At 67.4% G+C, this 15,127-nt stretch carries 16 protein-coding genes; 5 read left to right on the forward strand and 11 right to left on the reverse strand.

The annotated features are described in order from the left end of the window. Positions 1 to 35: 35 nt before the first annotated feature. From FJX73_03355 to FJX73_03405, 11 genes are all read right to left on the reverse strand, one after another. Positions 36 to 881, reverse strand: coding sequence for a proline dehydrogenase (locus tag FJX73_03355; GenBank protein MBM3469811.1), 846 nt, complete (start codon positions 879 to 881; stop codon positions 36 to 38). 80 nt (positions 882 to 961) lie between these two features. Further along, positions 962 to 2,233: a Glu/Leu/Phe/Val dehydrogenase gene (locus tag FJX73_03360; GenBank protein ID MBM3469812.1), complete on the reverse strand. Its 1,272-nt coding sequence runs from the start codon at positions 2,231 to 2,233 to the stop codon at positions 962 to 964. 38 nt (positions 2,234 to 2,271) lie between these two features. Beyond that, positions 2,272 to 3,177: a divergent polysaccharide deacetylase family protein gene (locus FJX73_03365; protein ID MBM3469813.1), complete on the reverse strand. Its 906-nt coding sequence runs from the start codon at positions 3,175 to 3,177 to the stop codon at positions 2,272 to 2,274. Then, positions 3,178 to 4,395, reverse strand: a complete 1,218-nt coding sequence (locus FJX73_03370; GenBank protein ID MBM3469814.1) for a S41 family peptidase — start codon at positions 4,393 to 4,395, stop codon at positions 3,178 to 3,180. Positions 4,396 to 4,480: 85 nt separating this feature from the next. Then, complete coding sequence (locus FJX73_03375) at positions 4,481 to 5,623, reverse strand: hypothetical protein (protein MBM3469815.1); 1,143 nt, start codon at positions 5,621 to 5,623, stop codon at positions 4,481 to 4,483. Beyond that, the gene (locus FJX73_03380) at positions 5,620 to 6,570 is read right to left on the reverse strand and encodes an ABC transporter permease (GenBank protein MBM3469816.1); all 951 of its coding nucleotides are present in this window, start codon (positions 6,568 to 6,570) and stop codon (positions 5,620 to 5,622) included. The genes FJX73_03375 and FJX73_03380 overlap by 4 nt, the downstream gene beginning before the upstream one ends. Further along, the gene (gene ftsE / locus FJX73_03385) at positions 6,536 to 7,222 is read right to left on the reverse strand and encodes a cell division ATP-binding protein FtsE (protein MBM3469817.1); all 687 of its coding nucleotides are present in this window, start codon (positions 7,220 to 7,222) and stop codon (positions 6,536 to 6,538) included. Before ftsE ends, FJX73_03380 begins: the two co-directional genes overlap by 35 nt. A gap of 89 nt (positions 7,223 to 7,311) precedes the next feature. Continuing rightward, positions 7,312 to 8,076, reverse strand: a complete 765-nt coding sequence (surE, locus tag FJX73_03390; GenBank protein ID MBM3469818.1) for a 5'/3'-nucleotidase SurE — start codon at positions 8,074 to 8,076, stop codon at positions 7,312 to 7,314. A gap of 29 nt (positions 8,077 to 8,105) precedes the next feature. Then, positions 8,106 to 9,074 carry an AmmeMemoRadiSam system protein B gene (gene amrB / locus FJX73_03395; GenBank protein ID MBM3469819.1) on the reverse strand — a complete coding sequence of 323 codons (969 nt, stop codon included), beginning with the start codon at positions 9,072 to 9,074 and terminating at the stop codon, positions 8,106 to 8,108. After that, the gene (locus tag FJX73_03400; GenBank protein MBM3469820.1) at positions 8,953 to 9,303 is read right to left on the reverse strand and encodes a divalent-cation tolerance protein CutA; all 351 of its coding nucleotides are present in this window, start codon (positions 9,301 to 9,303) and stop codon (positions 8,953 to 8,955) included. The genes amrB and FJX73_03400 overlap by 122 nt, the downstream gene beginning before the upstream one ends. Before the next feature lie 48 nt (positions 9,304 to 9,351). Next, entirely contained in the window at positions 9,352 to 10,605 is a 1,254-nt protein-coding gene (locus FJX73_03405; GenBank protein ID MBM3469821.1) for a HEAT repeat domain-containing protein, read from the reverse strand. Positions 10,606 to 10,662: 57 nt separating this feature from the next. Between FJX73_03405 and FJX73_03410 the strand changes: the two genes are divergently transcribed. The 5 genes from FJX73_03410 (at position 10,663) to FJX73_03430 (ending at position 15,103) form a co-directional block, all read left to right on the forward strand. Beyond that, positions 10,663 to 11,007 carry a hypothetical protein gene (locus tag FJX73_03410; protein MBM3469822.1) on the forward strand — a complete coding sequence of 115 codons (345 nt, stop codon included), beginning with the start codon at positions 10,663 to 10,665 and terminating at the stop codon, positions 11,005 to 11,007. Between the two features lie 2 nt (positions 11,008 to 11,009). Next, positions 11,010 to 11,567 carry a hypoxanthine phosphoribosyltransferase gene (hpt, locus tag FJX73_03415; protein MBM3469823.1) on the forward strand — a complete coding sequence of 186 codons (558 nt, stop codon included), beginning with the start codon at positions 11,010 to 11,012 and terminating at the stop codon, positions 11,565 to 11,567. A gap of 149 nt (positions 11,568 to 11,716) precedes the next feature. Continuing rightward, on the forward strand, positions 11,717 to 13,150 hold the full coding sequence (locus FJX73_03420; GenBank protein MBM3469824.1) for an ABC transporter ATP-binding protein: 1,434 nt from the start codon (positions 11,717 to 11,719) through the stop codon (positions 13,148 to 13,150). After that, a complete protein-coding gene (locus tag FJX73_03425) occupies positions 13,147 to 14,250 on the forward strand; it encodes an ABC transporter permease (protein MBM3469825.1) in 1,104 nt (367 codons plus the stop codon). Before FJX73_03420 ends, FJX73_03425 begins: the two co-directional genes overlap by 4 nt. Further along, positions 14,243 to 15,103: an ABC transporter permease gene (locus tag FJX73_03430; protein MBM3469826.1), complete on the forward strand. Its 861-nt coding sequence runs from the start codon at positions 14,243 to 14,245 to the stop codon at positions 15,101 to 15,103. The genes FJX73_03425 and FJX73_03430 overlap by 8 nt, the downstream gene beginning before the upstream one ends. Positions 15,104 to 15,127 lie beyond the last annotated feature (24 nt).

Here is a 15,127-nt window from a genome sequence, read left to right on the forward strand (position 1 = left end):
TAATGGTTCGCCGCCGTGGATGCCGGTTCCTCCTCCTAGCCCCGCAGGAGGTTCCGTAGCACGAAAGCGAGGTTCGCGGGGCGCTCAGCCATGCGCCGCATCAGGTACGGGTACCAATGGGTCCCGAAGGGCACGTAGATCCGCACCCGGTGTCCCCCTCGGAGCAGCCATTCCTGAAGATCCCGGCGGATCCCGTAGATCATCTGGAACTCGTAGCGGTCGCGCGCGATGTTCTCGCGCTCCACAAAGGAGACGGCGGCCTGGATCAACCGCTCATCGTGGGTGGCAATGGCATGGCAGGCCGGATCGCGCAACAGTCGCTGTTGAAGCCTGGCGAAGTTGGCGTCCACGTCCTGCTTGCGGGGATAGGCAACCGTGGGCGGCTCGGCGTAGGCGCCCTTGCATAGCCGGATGGGAACGCCCTGCCTCAGAAGGCGGTCAACATCGTCTCCGCTCCGGTAGAGGTACGCCTGGATGACCGCGCCCACCGCGCCATTTCCCTCAGCCCTGAGTCGCGTGATGATGTCAAGGGTCCGGTCAACGTACGGCGAGTGCTCCATGTCCACACGGACGAACCGTCCGTCCGTTTGGGCTGCCTGGAGCACCCGGCGCAGGTTGTCCGCGGCAAGGTCGGTATCGAGGTCAAGACCGAGCTGGGTGAGCTTGACCGAGATGTAGCAGTCTACGGGGCGGCCCCGTAGCCGGGTCGCGACCTCAACGTAGGCGTCGGCCGCCGCCCGGGCCTCGTCGAGCGAAGTGGTCTTCTCCCCCAGCAGGTTGAGCGAAAGGAGGTATCCCTCTGCGGCCAGCCGGTCCACGACCTCCAGCGCCTCGTCCAGCGTCTCGCCGGCCACGAACCTCCGCGCGGCGCGGCGCACCATACGCTGCCTGAGGACAAAAGCGTGAACGCGGTCGTTCTCGGAGAGAGCGAGCAGCAGTTGTCGGATCATCGGCCGGCCCGCTAAGGGTAGATGCCGCGGATGAGCACGGCCTGGGCCACGCGGTCAATGGCTTTGATCAGGGCCGCGGTCCGCAGGTCAACGCTCCGGCTGCTGGCAATCTGCTCCACGGCCTCGAAGCTGCGGACCATGATCCTGTCCAAGTTTGCGTTCACTTCCTCCTCGGTCCAGAAGAACTGCTGCAACCCCTGGACCCACTCGAAGTACGAGACGATGACCCCGCCGGCGTTGGCAAGAATGTCGGGGATCACCTTGATCCCGCGCTCGGCCAGCACCGCGTCTCCGCCCGGGGTGGTCGGGCCGTTGGCGGCCTCCACTATCAAGCGCGCCCTCACGCGCGCCGCGTTGTCCGCCGTGATCTGCCCTTCGACGGCGCCCGGAACCAGCACGTCACAGGGTAGTTCGAGCAACTCCACATTGCTGATGGTCTGTGCTCCGGGGAACCCGACCACGGTGCCTGCCTGCCGCTTGTGCTCCACGAGCCGGGCATGGTCGAGCCCTGCGGGGTTGGACACTCCACCCTGCGTGTCGCTCACCGCGATGATCCGGCAGCCCTGCTGGGCCAGCAGCGCTGCCACCACCGACCCGACCTTCCCGAACCCTTGAATGGCCACGGTCGCGCCGTCTATGCTCATTCCCAGACGCCGTGTCGCCTCCCGCGCGGCGATCGCCACCGAGCGGCCAGGGGCTTCCAGCCTGCCGTACGATCCGCCGATGGCGATCGGCTTGCCCGTCACCACAGCCGGCGTGGAGTAGCCCCTGTGCATGCTGTAGGTGTCCATGATCCAGGCCATGACCTGGGGATTCGTTCCCATGTCCGGGGCCGGGATGTCCGCCTCAGGGCCCATGAGGATGGAGATCTCGGTGGCGTACCGCCGCGTCAGGTGCTCCAGCTCAACGTGGGACAGCTCCTTGGGGTTGACCACCACGCCGCCTTTGGCTCCGCCAAAGGGCAGGCCGACCACGGCACACTTCCAGGACATCAGCATGGCCAGCGCCCTCACCTGGCTGAGCGTGATGCCCCGATCGTAGCGGATGCCACCCTTGCTGGGGCCGAGCACCGTGCTGTGGTGCACTCGGTAGCCGGTGAAGATGCGCACGGACCCGTCGTCCATCTTCACCGGGAAGTTCACGGCCAGTTCGCGCTTGGGAAATGCCAGAAACTCCCGCACCCCCCTCTTCAACGACAGGTGATCGGCGGCGCGGTTGAACTGCTGGAGTACCGCATCCCACATGTCCTCGTTCGCCGGCCTCACCGTGCCCTGCGTGCTCATGCGTCCCCTCCCTCTCCCCATCTCAGCCCGTCCCGACGTCATCGGGCGATTGCTGAGACCGGCACGAACGCAACCCCCGCGCGGTCAAACTCGGGCAGCATCTCAGCCACAACGCGCGAGGTAAGACGCTGGGCGTGCGCAACGGCGACCGCCTCGCCGTGGCGGAGCGCGATCTCGATCAGACGACGGATCTCACGGCGGATTGCCTCGGGATCGTTCTCATTGTCCAGGAACACGGTACGGGCGGCGCTCCGGATACCAGTCTCTGCCGCGACCGAGCCGGCCACAGAGTGGGGAGTTGTCTTGCTGTCCAGAAAGAAGAGACCGCGCTCCCGGACCACGTCCATGACCGCGCGCATGACCCGCCGGTCTGCGGTCGCGCGCGATCCCATGTGGTTACTAACGCCGGTGGCGCCTGGAACCGACGCCAGTCCGGCCCGCACCGCTGCCTGGATCTGGGCCTCGCCCATCGCCACCGTCACCCCGCCCGGGCCCAGGGCCTTGGCGCCATCCATGGGCTCCAATGGAAGATGCAGGATTACCTCCAGCCCCGCAGTCTGGGCCCTTTGGGAAACCTCGCCAGAGTACCGCAGGCCTGGAAGTACGGCCACGGTAGCCGGCCGCCCAATGGCAATGATCTCTTCCACGTCGCCCAGGCTGCCGCCTGCATCGTCGAAGACAATCGCCACCCTGGCAGACGAATCTGCCGGGTAGGACGGCGCAGGCACCGGAGACCGGCGCGGTCTCGTCGTCTGCACAGCAGCCGAAGGCGGGGTCCTGACCGCCCGAGGAGACGAAACCCCGTCGGGTGGTGCCGGCCGCCGTTCAGAAGCCAGCCACCATCCTGCCGCGATCCCCAGCAACAGGATGGCCATGGCCAGCCAGGCCATTCGCATAACGCTCTCGGACCCTCGCTTCGTTCGCCGCCGTCCGGGTCGTGCCATCTAGCGTCGCTGCGCCGCGCGCTGCTTGAGCACTTCTATCCCTCGCCGGAGTTGCTGTGCCTGAATCCGGTCAACCTCTGCCTCTGCCTTACCCTCGAGGCGATCTCCTGCGGCCACGTCGGGCAGAATCCCCTTGCCGTGGATATCCGTGCCAGCCGGGGTGAGGTATTTGGCCGTTGTCACGGCTGCGGCTCCACCGCCTGCCAGGGGGAACAGGGTTTGGATCACGCCCTTGCCGAAAGTCCGCTGGCCCACCAGGGCAGCGCCCGCGGAATCGTGGAGCGCGCCGGCCAGGATCTCGGATGCGCTGGCAGTGAACTCGTTGACCAACACGACAACCGGGAGTGTCATCTTGGCTCCGGGGCCCGCCCGATCGGTCTTCCGGCGTCCGTCCCGGTCAACGACGTGTACGACGGGCTGGCCGTCCGGCACGAACCGGTCCGCGACCTGCGTGGCCGCACCCAGGAGCCCGCCGCCGTTGCTCCGCAGGTCGAGAACTAGCCCACGGACCCCTTCCTTCTCCACCCGATCGAGCGCAGAGGCGACCTCCTTCGACGTCAACTCGTTGAAGGTGAGCACGCGCATGTAGCCCAGACGGGCGTCCGAGAGCTGCTTCCGCATCGCCGGGTCGAGCGTTCCGGGCCCCTGTACGGTAACGATCTGCACGCGGGCGCGCGTAATCTCAACGTCGTTTGTCTGGCCGGCGCGGCCAATCCGCAACGTCACCTTGGTCCCGGCCGGGCCGCGGATGCGGGTCACCGCCTCCTGTAGGGCCATCCCATCGGTCGGCACCTGGTTGATGCGCAGGATGCGGTCTCCAGCGCGCAGGCCGGCCCGGTGGGCAGGCGTACCCTCGATCGGTTGGACAACGATCAGATGGCCGTCCCGGATGTCAATGAATATCCCGACCCCGAAGAAGAACCCCTTCGCGTCCTGCGAGAACTCCTTGTAGACGCGGGCATCCATGTAGCGCGTGTAGGGATCCCCGAGGGCATCGAGCATGCCTCTCGCCGCTCCGTCGAATAGCCTTGAGGCCTCAGGGACCGGGTTCAGGTACTCCCTTCGGACCTGCGTGAGCAGTTCACGCAGCAATGCAAACCCCTGGTCGTCGGCCGACCGCGCCGCCACCGCGCGCTGCCCCATCCCAAAGCCGGCCAGGAACACGCCGACGACCAGAGCCACCACCAGAAGTGCGCCGGTCAACCTACCCCGGATCACGACAGTCCACCGCCTCTCTGCGGGGTATCACCCGCTGCCGGCTGTAGCTTACCCTGGCTCAGGAACGGGAACAAGCACGATTCCTTCAGTCTGGATTGATGGGACGGCCGTTCCGACGGATCTCGTAGTGGAGATGCGGGCCTGTGCTGTAGCCGGTGCTCCCAACGTACCCGATGACCTGTCTGCGGGACACGTTCTGCCCGGTCTTTACGCTTATCCGGGACAGATGTCCGTAGAGGGTGCTTACACCATCGCCGTGGTCCAAGATGACCAGCTTGCCATATCCTCCGTACCACCCGGCGAAGAGCACTTTCCCGGCATGCGCCGCAGGCACCGGCGTGCCCCTCGGCGCCGATATGTCCACCCCGGTGTGGAAGTGGTGGCGCCGAAAGAGGGGGTGGCGGCGAAAGCCGAAGCGCGACGTTACCGGTCCCCTCAGCGGCCATATGAGGGCTGTCATTGCGCTCTCCCTGGCAGGCGCGGCGCCACCCTGGAGTCGTTGAATCAGGGCCTGCACTGAGGCCGAGTCCTCTTCGGTTTCCCGGACGGCCTGCTCGGCGGCGGCCCGCTCGTGCATGATCGCCTCCAGGATTCGGCGCTTCGCCGCCACCTGCTCTGATAGCTCCAGTTCGCGCTCCCGGGTCTGGCGGGCGACCTCCTGCAACTGCGATTGCTGCGCGATCAGCTCTTCCCGCAGCGCCGCGGTCCGGTCGCGGTCTCGGGTATAGGCGCTGATCAGCCTGGCATCCTCCCGCATGACGGCCCCTACCAACCGCGAGCGCGCCACGAATTCCGGGAACGAGGTGGCGCGGAGCACAACGTCCAGGTAGCCGGCGCGGCCGTACCGGTGCAGGTCCACTACCCGGCTGGCCAGCAGACCCCGGCGCTGCGCCAGCGCCGCCTCGGCCCGGGCCAGCTCGACGGCCGCGGCCCGCGTACGGAGCCGGACTCTGCGCAACTGTAAGGCCAGACGCCGCAACTGCTCCTCGGTCGCCTCGCGCTGGCGGTCCAGATTCTGAACCTCGTCGGCCATCCGCCGCTCACGATGCCTGACCTGCCGCAGCCGCCGGCGCTCGGTCTCGAGCTGCCGCTGCAGGCGCGAAAGCTCCTCCTGCTTGGACGATAGGGGCGCGGGCGAGGCGGCGATGGCCTCGTTCATCCCGGCCGCCACGGCAGCCGCCAGCAGCAGCGCCGCAGCCACCAGCCGGACCGTTGAGGGCACGCTCATGCCCGGAGGTACCTCCGCATTCCGATCTCGCTTCCGGCCATCCCAACAGCAATACCCAGGAACCAGACCACGGCAAGGGCGCCTGGGAGTGCCGCCCGGGCCGGCAGAACCGGCAGGAACGGAAGTGAGCCCGCGATCTGGACGGCCAGGTGGGCGTAGACCGCCACCAGAATCACGGTCGCCGCCAGGGCCGCGGCGGCTCCCTGCAGCACGCCTTCCAGGACGTACGGTCCCCGGATGAATCCTGGCGTGGCGCCCACCAGGGTCATGATCTCGATCTCCTGACGCCTCGCGGCGATTGTCAGCCGGATCGTATTGAGAACGATCAGGAGCGCGGCGGCGAACAGCGCCCCGGCCACGGCGGCACCGGCTATCCGGACGGCGCGCGTCAGCGCCACGAGCCGGTCCACCACCGGCGTCCCGTACAGCACCTCCTCGACACCCGCAATCTGCTCCAGCGCAGCGGCGACCCCTCGTACCTGACCAGCACCGCCGGCGCGAACCTCGATCGAGTCCGGCAAAGGGTTTGTCTTGAGGTGAGAGCCGACCGAAGCCAGGGATCCGTAGGTCTTCTGCAACCGCTTCAGCGCCTCGGCGCGTCCCACGAGTTCGGCGGAGAGGACCCCTGGCAGATCCTTCGCAGAGGCCAGCACGCGCTGCTGTTGCTGGACCGTGAGATCCCGCCGTAGGAACCCAACTATCTCGACCTGCGCCTCAAGGACAGAGGCCAGGTGCGCCAGGTTCACGGAGGCCAGGATTCCACCTCCGGCCACCATGAGCGCGATGGCGATGGTCGTGGTCGCGGCCGCGGCCATCAGGCCGTTTCGGCGCAGGCCGCCGATCGCCTCGCGCAGGGCCTCCCCTCGCGCCCAGGGCCACGCGCGCGCCCGCAGCGAGCGCCGGGCAGCCGCATCAGCGGGCTGTCTGGTAGAGGCCCCTCGACTCATCGCGCATCACGCGACCGGCATGCAGTTCGACCACGCGCCGGCGCAATATGTCCACGAGCGTGTTGTTGTGCGTGGTCACCAAGACCGTCGTTCCACGCAGGTTGACGGCGCCTAGGAGTTGCATGATCTCCCACGCCGCCTGGGGATCAAGGTTGCCGGTGGGCTCGTCCGCCAACACCACTCGCGGCCGCGTTACGATCGCACGGGCCAGACAGACGCGCTGCTGTTCCCCGCCCGAGAGCCTGGCCGGCAGGTCGTCCGCACGGTGGGCCATGCCGACGGTCTCCAGCGCCCACAGGACGCGCGGCGCGATCTCCACCGGGTCGGTTTCGGTCACCCGCAGCGCGAACGCCACGTTGTCGGCCACGGAACGGTCGGACAGCAGCTTGAACTCCTGGAAGACGACGCCCAACCTGCGTCGCAGTAGTGGCACCTGGGAGTCGGGAAGCGAGCAGAGGTCTAGCCCGTCCACCTCCACTCGGCCGGCCGTGGGGCGCTCGATCCGCTGGATGAGCTTGAGAACCGTGGACTTCCCGCTACCGGTGGGGCCCACGAGAAAGACGAACTCACCGCAGTCTATCCGCAGCGAGATGTCCTGCAAGGCGACCACGCCGGTGGGATATCGCTTTCCGACGCCGTCGAGGTTGATCATCGCTGCTCCGACGAATGGGTGCGTCCAGCGCTTCGACGTTTCCTTCTTGTTGTAGTTCTACGCAGCGGCGCGATGGTCCTGCCGCCCTATCAGGACACGGTCAGGCCCCAGGCCGCCAGGTCATGCAGCAGGCGGTCGCCTGTCATGTTGAGGTCGATCGGCGTCACCGAGATGTACCCGGCCTTTACCGCCCAGCTGTCCGTCCCTTCCTCATCGCCCAGGGGCTCGGGCTCTCCGGCCAGCCAGTAGTATGGTCTCCCCCGCGGGTCCGTGCGCCTCTCCAGTTGCGAGAGGTAGCGGCGCGAACCCTGGCGGGTAATCGCCACCCCGCTCAGCCGTTCCAGCGGGAGGTTAGGCACGTTCACGTTGATCAGCGCGTCCGCGGGCAACTCGCGCTCCACGACCAACCGCGATAGCCGTTCGGCGAACTGCGCGGCCACCTCGAACCTGACGTCCACGAATGCCGCCACCGAGACCGCCAGGCTTGGAATCCCCATGATCGCGCCTTCCATCGCGCCGGAGACGGTGCCGGAGTAGGTGAGGTCGCGGCCCAGGTTTGGGCCGACGTTGATGCCCGAGACCACAACGTCCGGCCTCCGGCCCAGGAGGTCGAGCACGCCGAGTATCACGCAGTCAGCAGGCGTGCCATTCGTCGCCCAGGCGGTCACGCCCTCTGGAAGAACCGCGGAGCGCCAGGCGCGCAGCGGCTTGTGCAGCGTGACCGCGTGCCCGGTGGCGCTGCGCTCATGCTCAGGAGCCACAACCACGGTCTCGTGACGTGACGCAAAGGCCTCGGCCAGGGCGTGCAAGCCCGGTGAGTGGATTCCGTCATCGTTGGTGAGCAGGACCCGCATCTTCCCTCGCTTCAAGTTGTTCGGGTGTGCTAGACGGCTTCGGCCGCCGCTGCCACGTAGCCTACCACCGCGCCCCTCTCACCGGAGACCTCTCCGGAGGTGGAGTATCGAAGGATCTCAACGCGAACGGATCCCAGGCGGCGCGCGGCATCCAGCACCGCCGCGGCTGGACCGACCCCGCACATCGTGATCCCTCCCTGCCGCACTTCCCTCAGCAGGCGACCCCCGTCTCCAGAAGCCAGCGCCTCGAGCACGATCCGGTCCGTCTCGACGGCACGCTCATGCGGCAGGTAGTGACTGAGGTCGGTCGAGGCGACCAGGACCGCGTCCTGACCCGCCAGGACAGCGGCGAGCGCACCGGTCAGGTGCTCCACCGTGGCCGCGTCCTGGTCGGCCATCACTATCGGCACGACCGGTCCATCATAGCCCATGTACTGCAAAAAAGGGAGTTGGACCTCGATGCAGTGCTCCCGTCGGTGGCCTCGGGCATCCATCGGGATGCCGCCCTGCTGAAGCGCGTCCTTGACCGGATGGTAGGTGGTGACATCCCCCAGCGGGCCCTGCCAGTGCTCCTCCGGGGACAGTGCCGACGGCGGGCCGGCGCCGTTGTGATCAGGACCTATCACCACGACGACCCCTGGCCGGCGCGCCCCTGCCAGGCGCAGGTAGGCATGAGCCGCGACCGGCCCCGAATAGGCCAGCCCTGCATGCGGAACCACGAGTGCCATCACGCGACCCGTGCCCCAGGGTGCCGGAAGGCGGCCAGGGCCCACAGGGTGCTTGAAGCACCACTCCACCTGAGCGCGCAACGCGTCGGGATCCGCGCTGTAGAACACGCCCCTGACCGCGGCCGGGCGAGCGCGCCCGCCGACCACGCTACTCCCCCTGCGGCTCCCCTGAGCCGGCCTCGGGAAGCACGGCACCTGCCAGCCAGTCGAGATAGGCAGCCGATCCTCCCATGATAGGAAGGGCGAGCACCTCCGGCACCGTGTACGAATGGAGGCCTTCCACGCGCGCCACCAGGTCGGCCAGGTGGTGATGGGTGGTCTTGACTACGAGCAGCAACTCGTCCGCGCGCTCGACCCGGCCCTGCCAGCGGTACACCGAGCGCACCCCGGGCACCACGTTCACGCAGGCAGCCAGTCCCTCCTCCACGAGCGCCGATGCCACCCGATCTGCCTCATCACGGCTGCTGGCGATGACCAGCACAACCAAGGGTTCGCTCATCTCTCTGCCGATCTCGGACGAGATCCGGAGGGCGGCTGGGTGCCCGTGCTAGTCCTGCTCGCGCCACCAATCCGGCGATACGTCACGCAGCGACCTGGCCTTTCGAGGGGCGGGACGCGTGGCGGTCCGCTCCCTGGCCACCCGCGCGCGAAGTTGCTCGAACTCGCGCAGGTCGGTTAGGACCTTCAGCGTGTTCCAGACGGCCTCTTCCACGTGCTCGCCGCCCTCGCGCTGCACAAGTGCCACAAGCGGCTCGATCACACGCTTGTTGCGAAGCTTGCCAAGGATGCGTATCGCCAGCCGCTTTACATCAATGTCCTCGTCCTCGAGCGAGGCGACAAACTGGTCCGAGGCACCGTCGCCGAACAAGGCATGGAGGGCCCTCAGGGCGAATCGCCGCACCTTGGGCACAGGGTTCTCAAGCGCCACGCGCAGTTGCTCGATGACCTCGGTACGCGGGCGGCCCCCCAGGGCCTCCATCACCATGCGCGTGGGGCTGACCTCCCGGTCCACGTGCGGGCCCTCGCCGTCCAGAATGCCGCGCTCCTCCAGGCGGGCCAGGGTGGCCACCACGGCTTCCTGCATGCGCGGATCGCGAAGGAACAGGTCCACCAGCGGTCGTACGATGCGCTGATCCCCGACGCGCCCCAGGACCGAGATGGCCGTGGCCCTGATGACCTGGCTTTCCTGCTCCATGGCCTCGAGGAGCGCCTCAATCGCGCGCGGGCCGACCTCGATGAGAATCTTCATGACCTGCGCGCCAATCTTTCGTCGCAGTACCTTGTCCTCACAGGTGGCCAGGAGCGGTCCGACCGCCTCGGGCCCTATCCGCATGAGGGCCTCGGTGGCCGCCAGCTGCAGCGACCTCTCACGGCGTGCAAGGACGCGGATCAGCGGCTCGACGGCGCCCCGGTCGCGGATGTCGCGCAGGCCGTTCACCGCCTGGAGGACCACCTGCTCGCTCCGGTCCGCAAGCGCGGCGCGCAGTGCCTCACCCGCGGCGGGCCCGCTGACGCGCCGGAGCGCGACGACAGCGCTCTTGCGGACATACTCGTCGGAGTCCTGCAAGGCACGCGCCAGCGCCGGCACGGCGGATTCGTCACCGAGCTTGCCGAGCGCGTGCGCCGCGTCGCTGCGAACGGTCACATCGTGGCTTTCGAGCTGCTGCAGGTAGCGCTGTAGCTCGTCGGCCTTGCCGGTCTCCGGCATGAACGCTCCTCCTGTTGGACGCAGGGGAACTGCGTGGCACCTACTGCACCCATTATGCACTATTCTGCGGCCCCGCACCACCATCCTGCTCACGGGCTGGAGCCCCTTCCCTGCTTGCGTCTCAGGCCGTGCTTCCGTATACTGATCCTAATGGGAGACAGAGCCAACCTGCGCTTTGCCCACGCAAGCGAAGAGGAACTGGCGCGAATCCTAGACTTCTACGGGATTCGCTGGGAGTACGAGCCCCGCTCCTTCCCCTTGGATTGGGACGAACAGGGACGCGTGGTCGAGAGCTTCAGCCCGGACTTCTACCTTCCGGATCTCGACCTGTACCTTGAGCTGACCACGCTGAAGCAGAGTCTGGTAACCAGGAAGAACCGCAAGCTGCGGCGACTGCGTGACCTGTACCCCGAGGTACGTGTCAAGGTATTCTACGGTAGGGACTTCCGGAACCTGTTGGCCAAGTACGATCTCCATCCGATCGCAGCGCCCTGATGGTGACTCCCGAAATCAGCCAGGTGCTCCTTACCGAGGAGCAGATCCGCGTGCGTGTGCGCGCCCTCGCGGCCGAGATAAGCCACGACTACGCGGGACGCGATCTGCTCGTCGTGTCGGTCCTCAAGGGTGCCCTGTACTTCCTGGCCGATCTCACCCGCATGATGGACATACCGCTGGCCATTGACTTCATGGCCATCAGCTCCTACCGGGGCGGCAAGGGTCCTTCCGGCGCCGTCCGCCTCGTCAAGGACCTTGACGAGGACCTCACCGGCCGTCACGTGCTGCTGGTCGAGGACATCATTGACACGGGCCTGACGGCCTCCTACCTCCTGCGCAGCCTCCAGGCGCGGGACCCGGCCGACCTGGCGGTCTGCACGCTCCTCGACAAGACCGCGCGGCGGATAGCCCACACCCTGCCGATCCGCTACCGCGGGTTCGAGGTGCCCGACCTGTTCCTGGTCGGCTATGGCCTGGACTACCGGCAGTTCCACAGGAACCTCCCGTACATCGGCGTGATCCGAGACGACTTCCTGCGACGCGAGCCCGCCTCTTCCTGAGGCGGCGAACAGGGGCGCCGAATCGCGTGACGCGAGCGCAACCTCCCGAAACCCAAACAGGTACCCCTGCTGTCGAGCCGTCCGAACTGCTCCTCCTGAGGGACGTCAGGAAGACCTTCCCGGGTGTGGTAGCCAACGACGGGGTCACGATGGCGGTACGGGCCGGGGAAGTCCACGCCTTGCTCGGCGAGAACGGCGCCGGCAAGACGACACTGATGAACGTGCTGTACGGAATCCACCAGCCCGACAGCGGCGAGATATGGCTGCGGGGGCGGCAGGTGCGCATCCGGTCGCCCCGCGATGCCCTGGCGCTGGGTATTGGCATGGTGCCCCAGCACTTCCTTCTGGTCCGCAGGCACACCGTTGCCGAGAACGTCGCCCTAGGGTTGCCGGGTCCAGGTTTCATCGCTCCGGCCCGGCAGATCGAGCCGCGGATAAGGGAGTTGGCAGATCGGTACGGTCTCTCGGTGGATCCCCGCGCCCACATCTGGCAGCTCTCACCCAGCGAGCAGCAGCGTGTGGAGATCGTCAAGGCGCTGATCCGGGGAGCGAGGCTTCTCATCCTGGACGAGCCCACGAGCGTGCTCACACCGCAGGAGGCCCGCGGGCTGTTCGAGGTGCTGCGCCGGATGAAGCTGGAGGGCCAAGCGGTGATCTTCATCTCGCACAAGCTGGATGAGGTCGCCGAGATCGCCGACCGCGTTACGGTCATGCGCAAGGGTCGGGGGGTGGCCACGCTGCCGGTCGCGGAGACCGACAGGCACTCGCTGGCGCGCCTGATGGTCGGCCGGGATGTGGAGTTCCGGCTTCGCAGGAGTGCCCGCGCACCTGACGGCGAGGCGATTGCCGTAGAGGATCTTGTGGCCAGGAACGATCGCGGTCTCCCGGCGCTGCGGGGGATTTCCCTATCGGTGCAGCGCGGAGAGATCCTGGGCATCGCCGGCGTGGCCGGCAACGGTCAGCGCGAACTGGTGGAAGTGATAACCGGGCTGCGCCCTTCCACCGGCGGTCGCGTCAAGGTACTGGGAAGGGACGTCACCAACCTGTCGGCGCGCGCGGTGCACTTGGCAGGCGTGGCTCACGTCCCCGAGGACCGGATGCGCATGGGAATCGTACCTGGAATGTCGGTAGCCGAGAACCTGGTGCTGAGGGACTACCGCCACCCGCCCTTCTCGCGCGGGCCGGTGATGAACCGCCAGGCCATGGGCGAGTTCGCGCGCCGGATGATCTCAGAGTACGAGATCGTAACGCCGGGGCCCGCCACCCCAACGCGGCTGCTCTCAGGGGGCAACATCCAGAAGCTGATCCTGGGCCGCGAACTGTCGGGCCAGCCCGACGTGATCGTAGCCGCGCACCCCACCTCCGGGCTGGATGTCAGCGCTGCCGAGCAGATCCACAGGCTGCTCCTGAAGCGCCGTGAGGAAGGCGCAGCGGTTCTCCTTGTGTCAGAGGACCTGGACGAGATCCTGGCCCTGTCCGACCGCATCGCCGTGCTGCTTTCGGGTGAGATCGTGGGTGTAGTGGACACGGCCAAGTCCGATCGGGAACGCATCGGACTCCTGATGATGGGGCAGCGCCAATGAAGCGGCTGGGCCCGTTCCGGGTCGAGCGGGTGCTGGTTCCATCCGGGGCCTGGGTCCTGACGGTCTCCCTGGGAGCGGTCGCCGCGGCCTTGGTGGCGGCGGGCATGATCTTCTGGGCCTTCGGGATCAACCCCCTGCGTGCCTACGCGATGATCTTTGCGGGCACGCTGGCGGACAGGAGGGCAGCACCCGAGATACTGCGCCAGGCCACCCCGTTGCTGCTCGGCGGGCTTGGGCTGGTGCTGGCGTTCCGGGCGCAGTTCTGGAACATCGGAGCGGAGGGCCAGTTGCTCGCCGGCGCGGTCGCCGCGACCGGAGTAGCGCTGTTCACCCCCATCCCGGCTCCATGGCTGCTGCCCGCGATGTTCGTAGCGGGCTTCCTGGGCGGCGCGCTCTGGGGCATGCTCCCCACACTGCTCCGCCTCAAGCTCGAGGTCAACGAGGTCGTCTCCACATTGATGATGAACTACGTAGCCCTGTTCTCAGTGGAGTGGCTGATCCACGGGCCGTGGAAAGGGAAGACCGCGTTCGGGTTCGCCTATACCGATACCTTCCCTGAAGCCGCACGGCTGGCCCTTATCCCGGGCACGCGCGTGCACTGGCCCACGCTGGTCCTGGGGATCGCCCTGGCCGGCGCGCTGGCCTTCTTCCTGGGGCGGGCACGCCTCGGGTTCGAGATCCGGGTGCTGGGCGAAAACCCCGTCGCGGCAAGGTACGCGGGGATAGACCCGGTGCGGACAATCCTGCTCGCCATGGTGTTCTCCGCAGGCGCGGCAGGGCTGGCAGGAGTAGGCGAGGTCGCGGGCATCCACCACAAGCTGCTGGCGCCCGGCCAGGTCTCGCTGGGCTACGGCTACGCCGCCATCATCGTGGCATGGCTAGCGCGCGGGAGCCCGCTGGCCGCCATCATCACGGCGCTGTTCCTCGGCCTCATCTACTCCAGCGGAGACGTGATGAAGGTGACGCTGCAGATGCCGTTTCGCGTGACCGACGTCTTCAACGGGTTGATTCTCTTCTTCCTCATCGGCAGCGAGCGGCTGCTCAACTACCGGCTACGCTGGGCACCCGGCGGGCGGCCCGTGGAGACCGCGGATGCTTGAATGGGTCCTAACCGCGATCGTCCGGGCGCTGGCGGTTAGCACCCCGCTCCTGTGGGCTTCGCTTGGAGAGATCTACGCGGAGCGGAGCGGCGTTATCAACCTAGGTGTCGAAGGTATGATGATCCTGGGCGCATTGTCGGCCTTCGTCGTCGCGCAAGTAACCGGTTACCCGGTTGCCGGCCTGCTGGCAGCGGCGGCCGCCGGCGGCCTGGCGGCCCTGCTCCACGCCTTCGTATCCGTGACGCTCCGGGCCAACCAGTACGTCTCTGGGCTGGCCCTGACCATGCTGGGCCTGGGCCTGGCCGGTGTGCTCGGCCGGGGATGGGAAGGGACACCCCTGCTCAACACCCTTCCTGAGATCTCCTGGCTCACGTATATGGGGCTGCTGCTCGCGGCAGGACTCTGGCTGGTCCTACACCATACGCGGATGGGCATGGTGATACGTTCCACCGGAGAGTCGCCGGCGGCCGCGGACGCGCTGGGCGTGAACGTCTACCTGGTACGCTACCTCTGCGTGGTCTTCGGCGGAGTCCTTGCCGGCGTGGCCGGTGGATTCCTCTCCGTGGCCTACCGCCCCTCGTGGACCGAAGGCATGACCGCCGGGTTGGGGTGGATCGCCATAGCAATCACCATCTTCGCGGGCTGGGACCCGCTCCGCGCGGTCGCAGGGGCCTTCCTGTTTGGAGCCCTCTTCCACCTCTCCTTCCGCCTGCAGGCCTGGATCCAGCCGGAGGCGCTCAGGATGATGCCGTTTGCCTTCACGATTCTGGTGCTGGCAGCCACCGCGGGCAGGCGCAGGGGCCAGGGAGCACCCGAGGCGTTGGGGCTGCCGTACGCCTCCGGGGAGAGATGACACCTGAGGCGGGAGATGACCGGG

The organism is Armatimonadota bacterium (assembly GCA_016869025.1).
GTDB lineage: Bacteria > Sysuimicrobiota > Sysuimicrobiia > Sysuimicrobiales > Humicultoraceae > VGFA01.

Coding starts and splice junctions, on each gene's coding strand:
- FJX73_03355 (MBM3469811.1), bottom strand. CDS start 881: ATGGTGCGCCGCGCCGCGCGGAGGTTCGTGGCCGGCGAGACGCTGGAC.
- FJX73_03360 (MBM3469812.1), bottom strand. CDS start 2,233: ATGAGCACGCAGGGCACGGTGAGGCCGGCGAACGAGGACATGTGGGAT.
- FJX73_03365 (MBM3469813.1), bottom strand. CDS start 3,177: ATGGCACGACCCGGACGGCGGCGAACGAAGCGAGGGTCCGAGAGCGTT.
- FJX73_03375 (MBM3469815.1), bottom strand. CDS start 5,623: ATGAGCGTGCCCTCAACGGTCCGGCTGGTGGCTGCGGCGCTGCTGCTG.
- FJX73_03380 (MBM3469816.1), bottom strand. CDS start 6,570: ATGAGTCGAGGGGCCTCTACCAGACAGCCCGCTGATGCGGCTGCCCGG.
- ftsE (MBM3469817.1), bottom strand. CDS start 7,222: ATGATCAACCTCGACGGCGTCGGAAAGCGATATCCCACCGGCGTGGTC.
- surE (MBM3469818.1), bottom strand. CDS start 8,076: ATGCGGGTCCTGCTCACCAACGATGACGGAATCCACTCACCGGGCTTG.
- FJX73_03400 (MBM3469820.1), bottom strand. CDS start 9,303: ATGAGCGAACCCTTGGTTGTGCTGGTCATCGCCAGCAGCCGTGATGAG.
- FJX73_03410 (MBM3469822.1), top strand. CDS start 10,663: ATGGGAGACAGAGCCAACCTGCGCTTTGCCCACGCAAGCGAAGAGGAA.
- FJX73_03420 (MBM3469824.1), top strand. CDS start 11,717: ATGGCGGTACGGGCCGGGGAAGTCCACGCCTTGCTCGGCGAGAACGGC.
- FJX73_03425 (MBM3469825.1), top strand. CDS start 13,147: ATGAAGCGGCTGGGCCCGTTCCGGGTCGAGCGGGTGCTGGTTCCATCC.
- FJX73_03430 (MBM3469826.1), top strand. CDS start 14,243: ATGCTTGAATGGGTCCTAACCGCGATCGTCCGGGCGCTGGCGGTTAGC.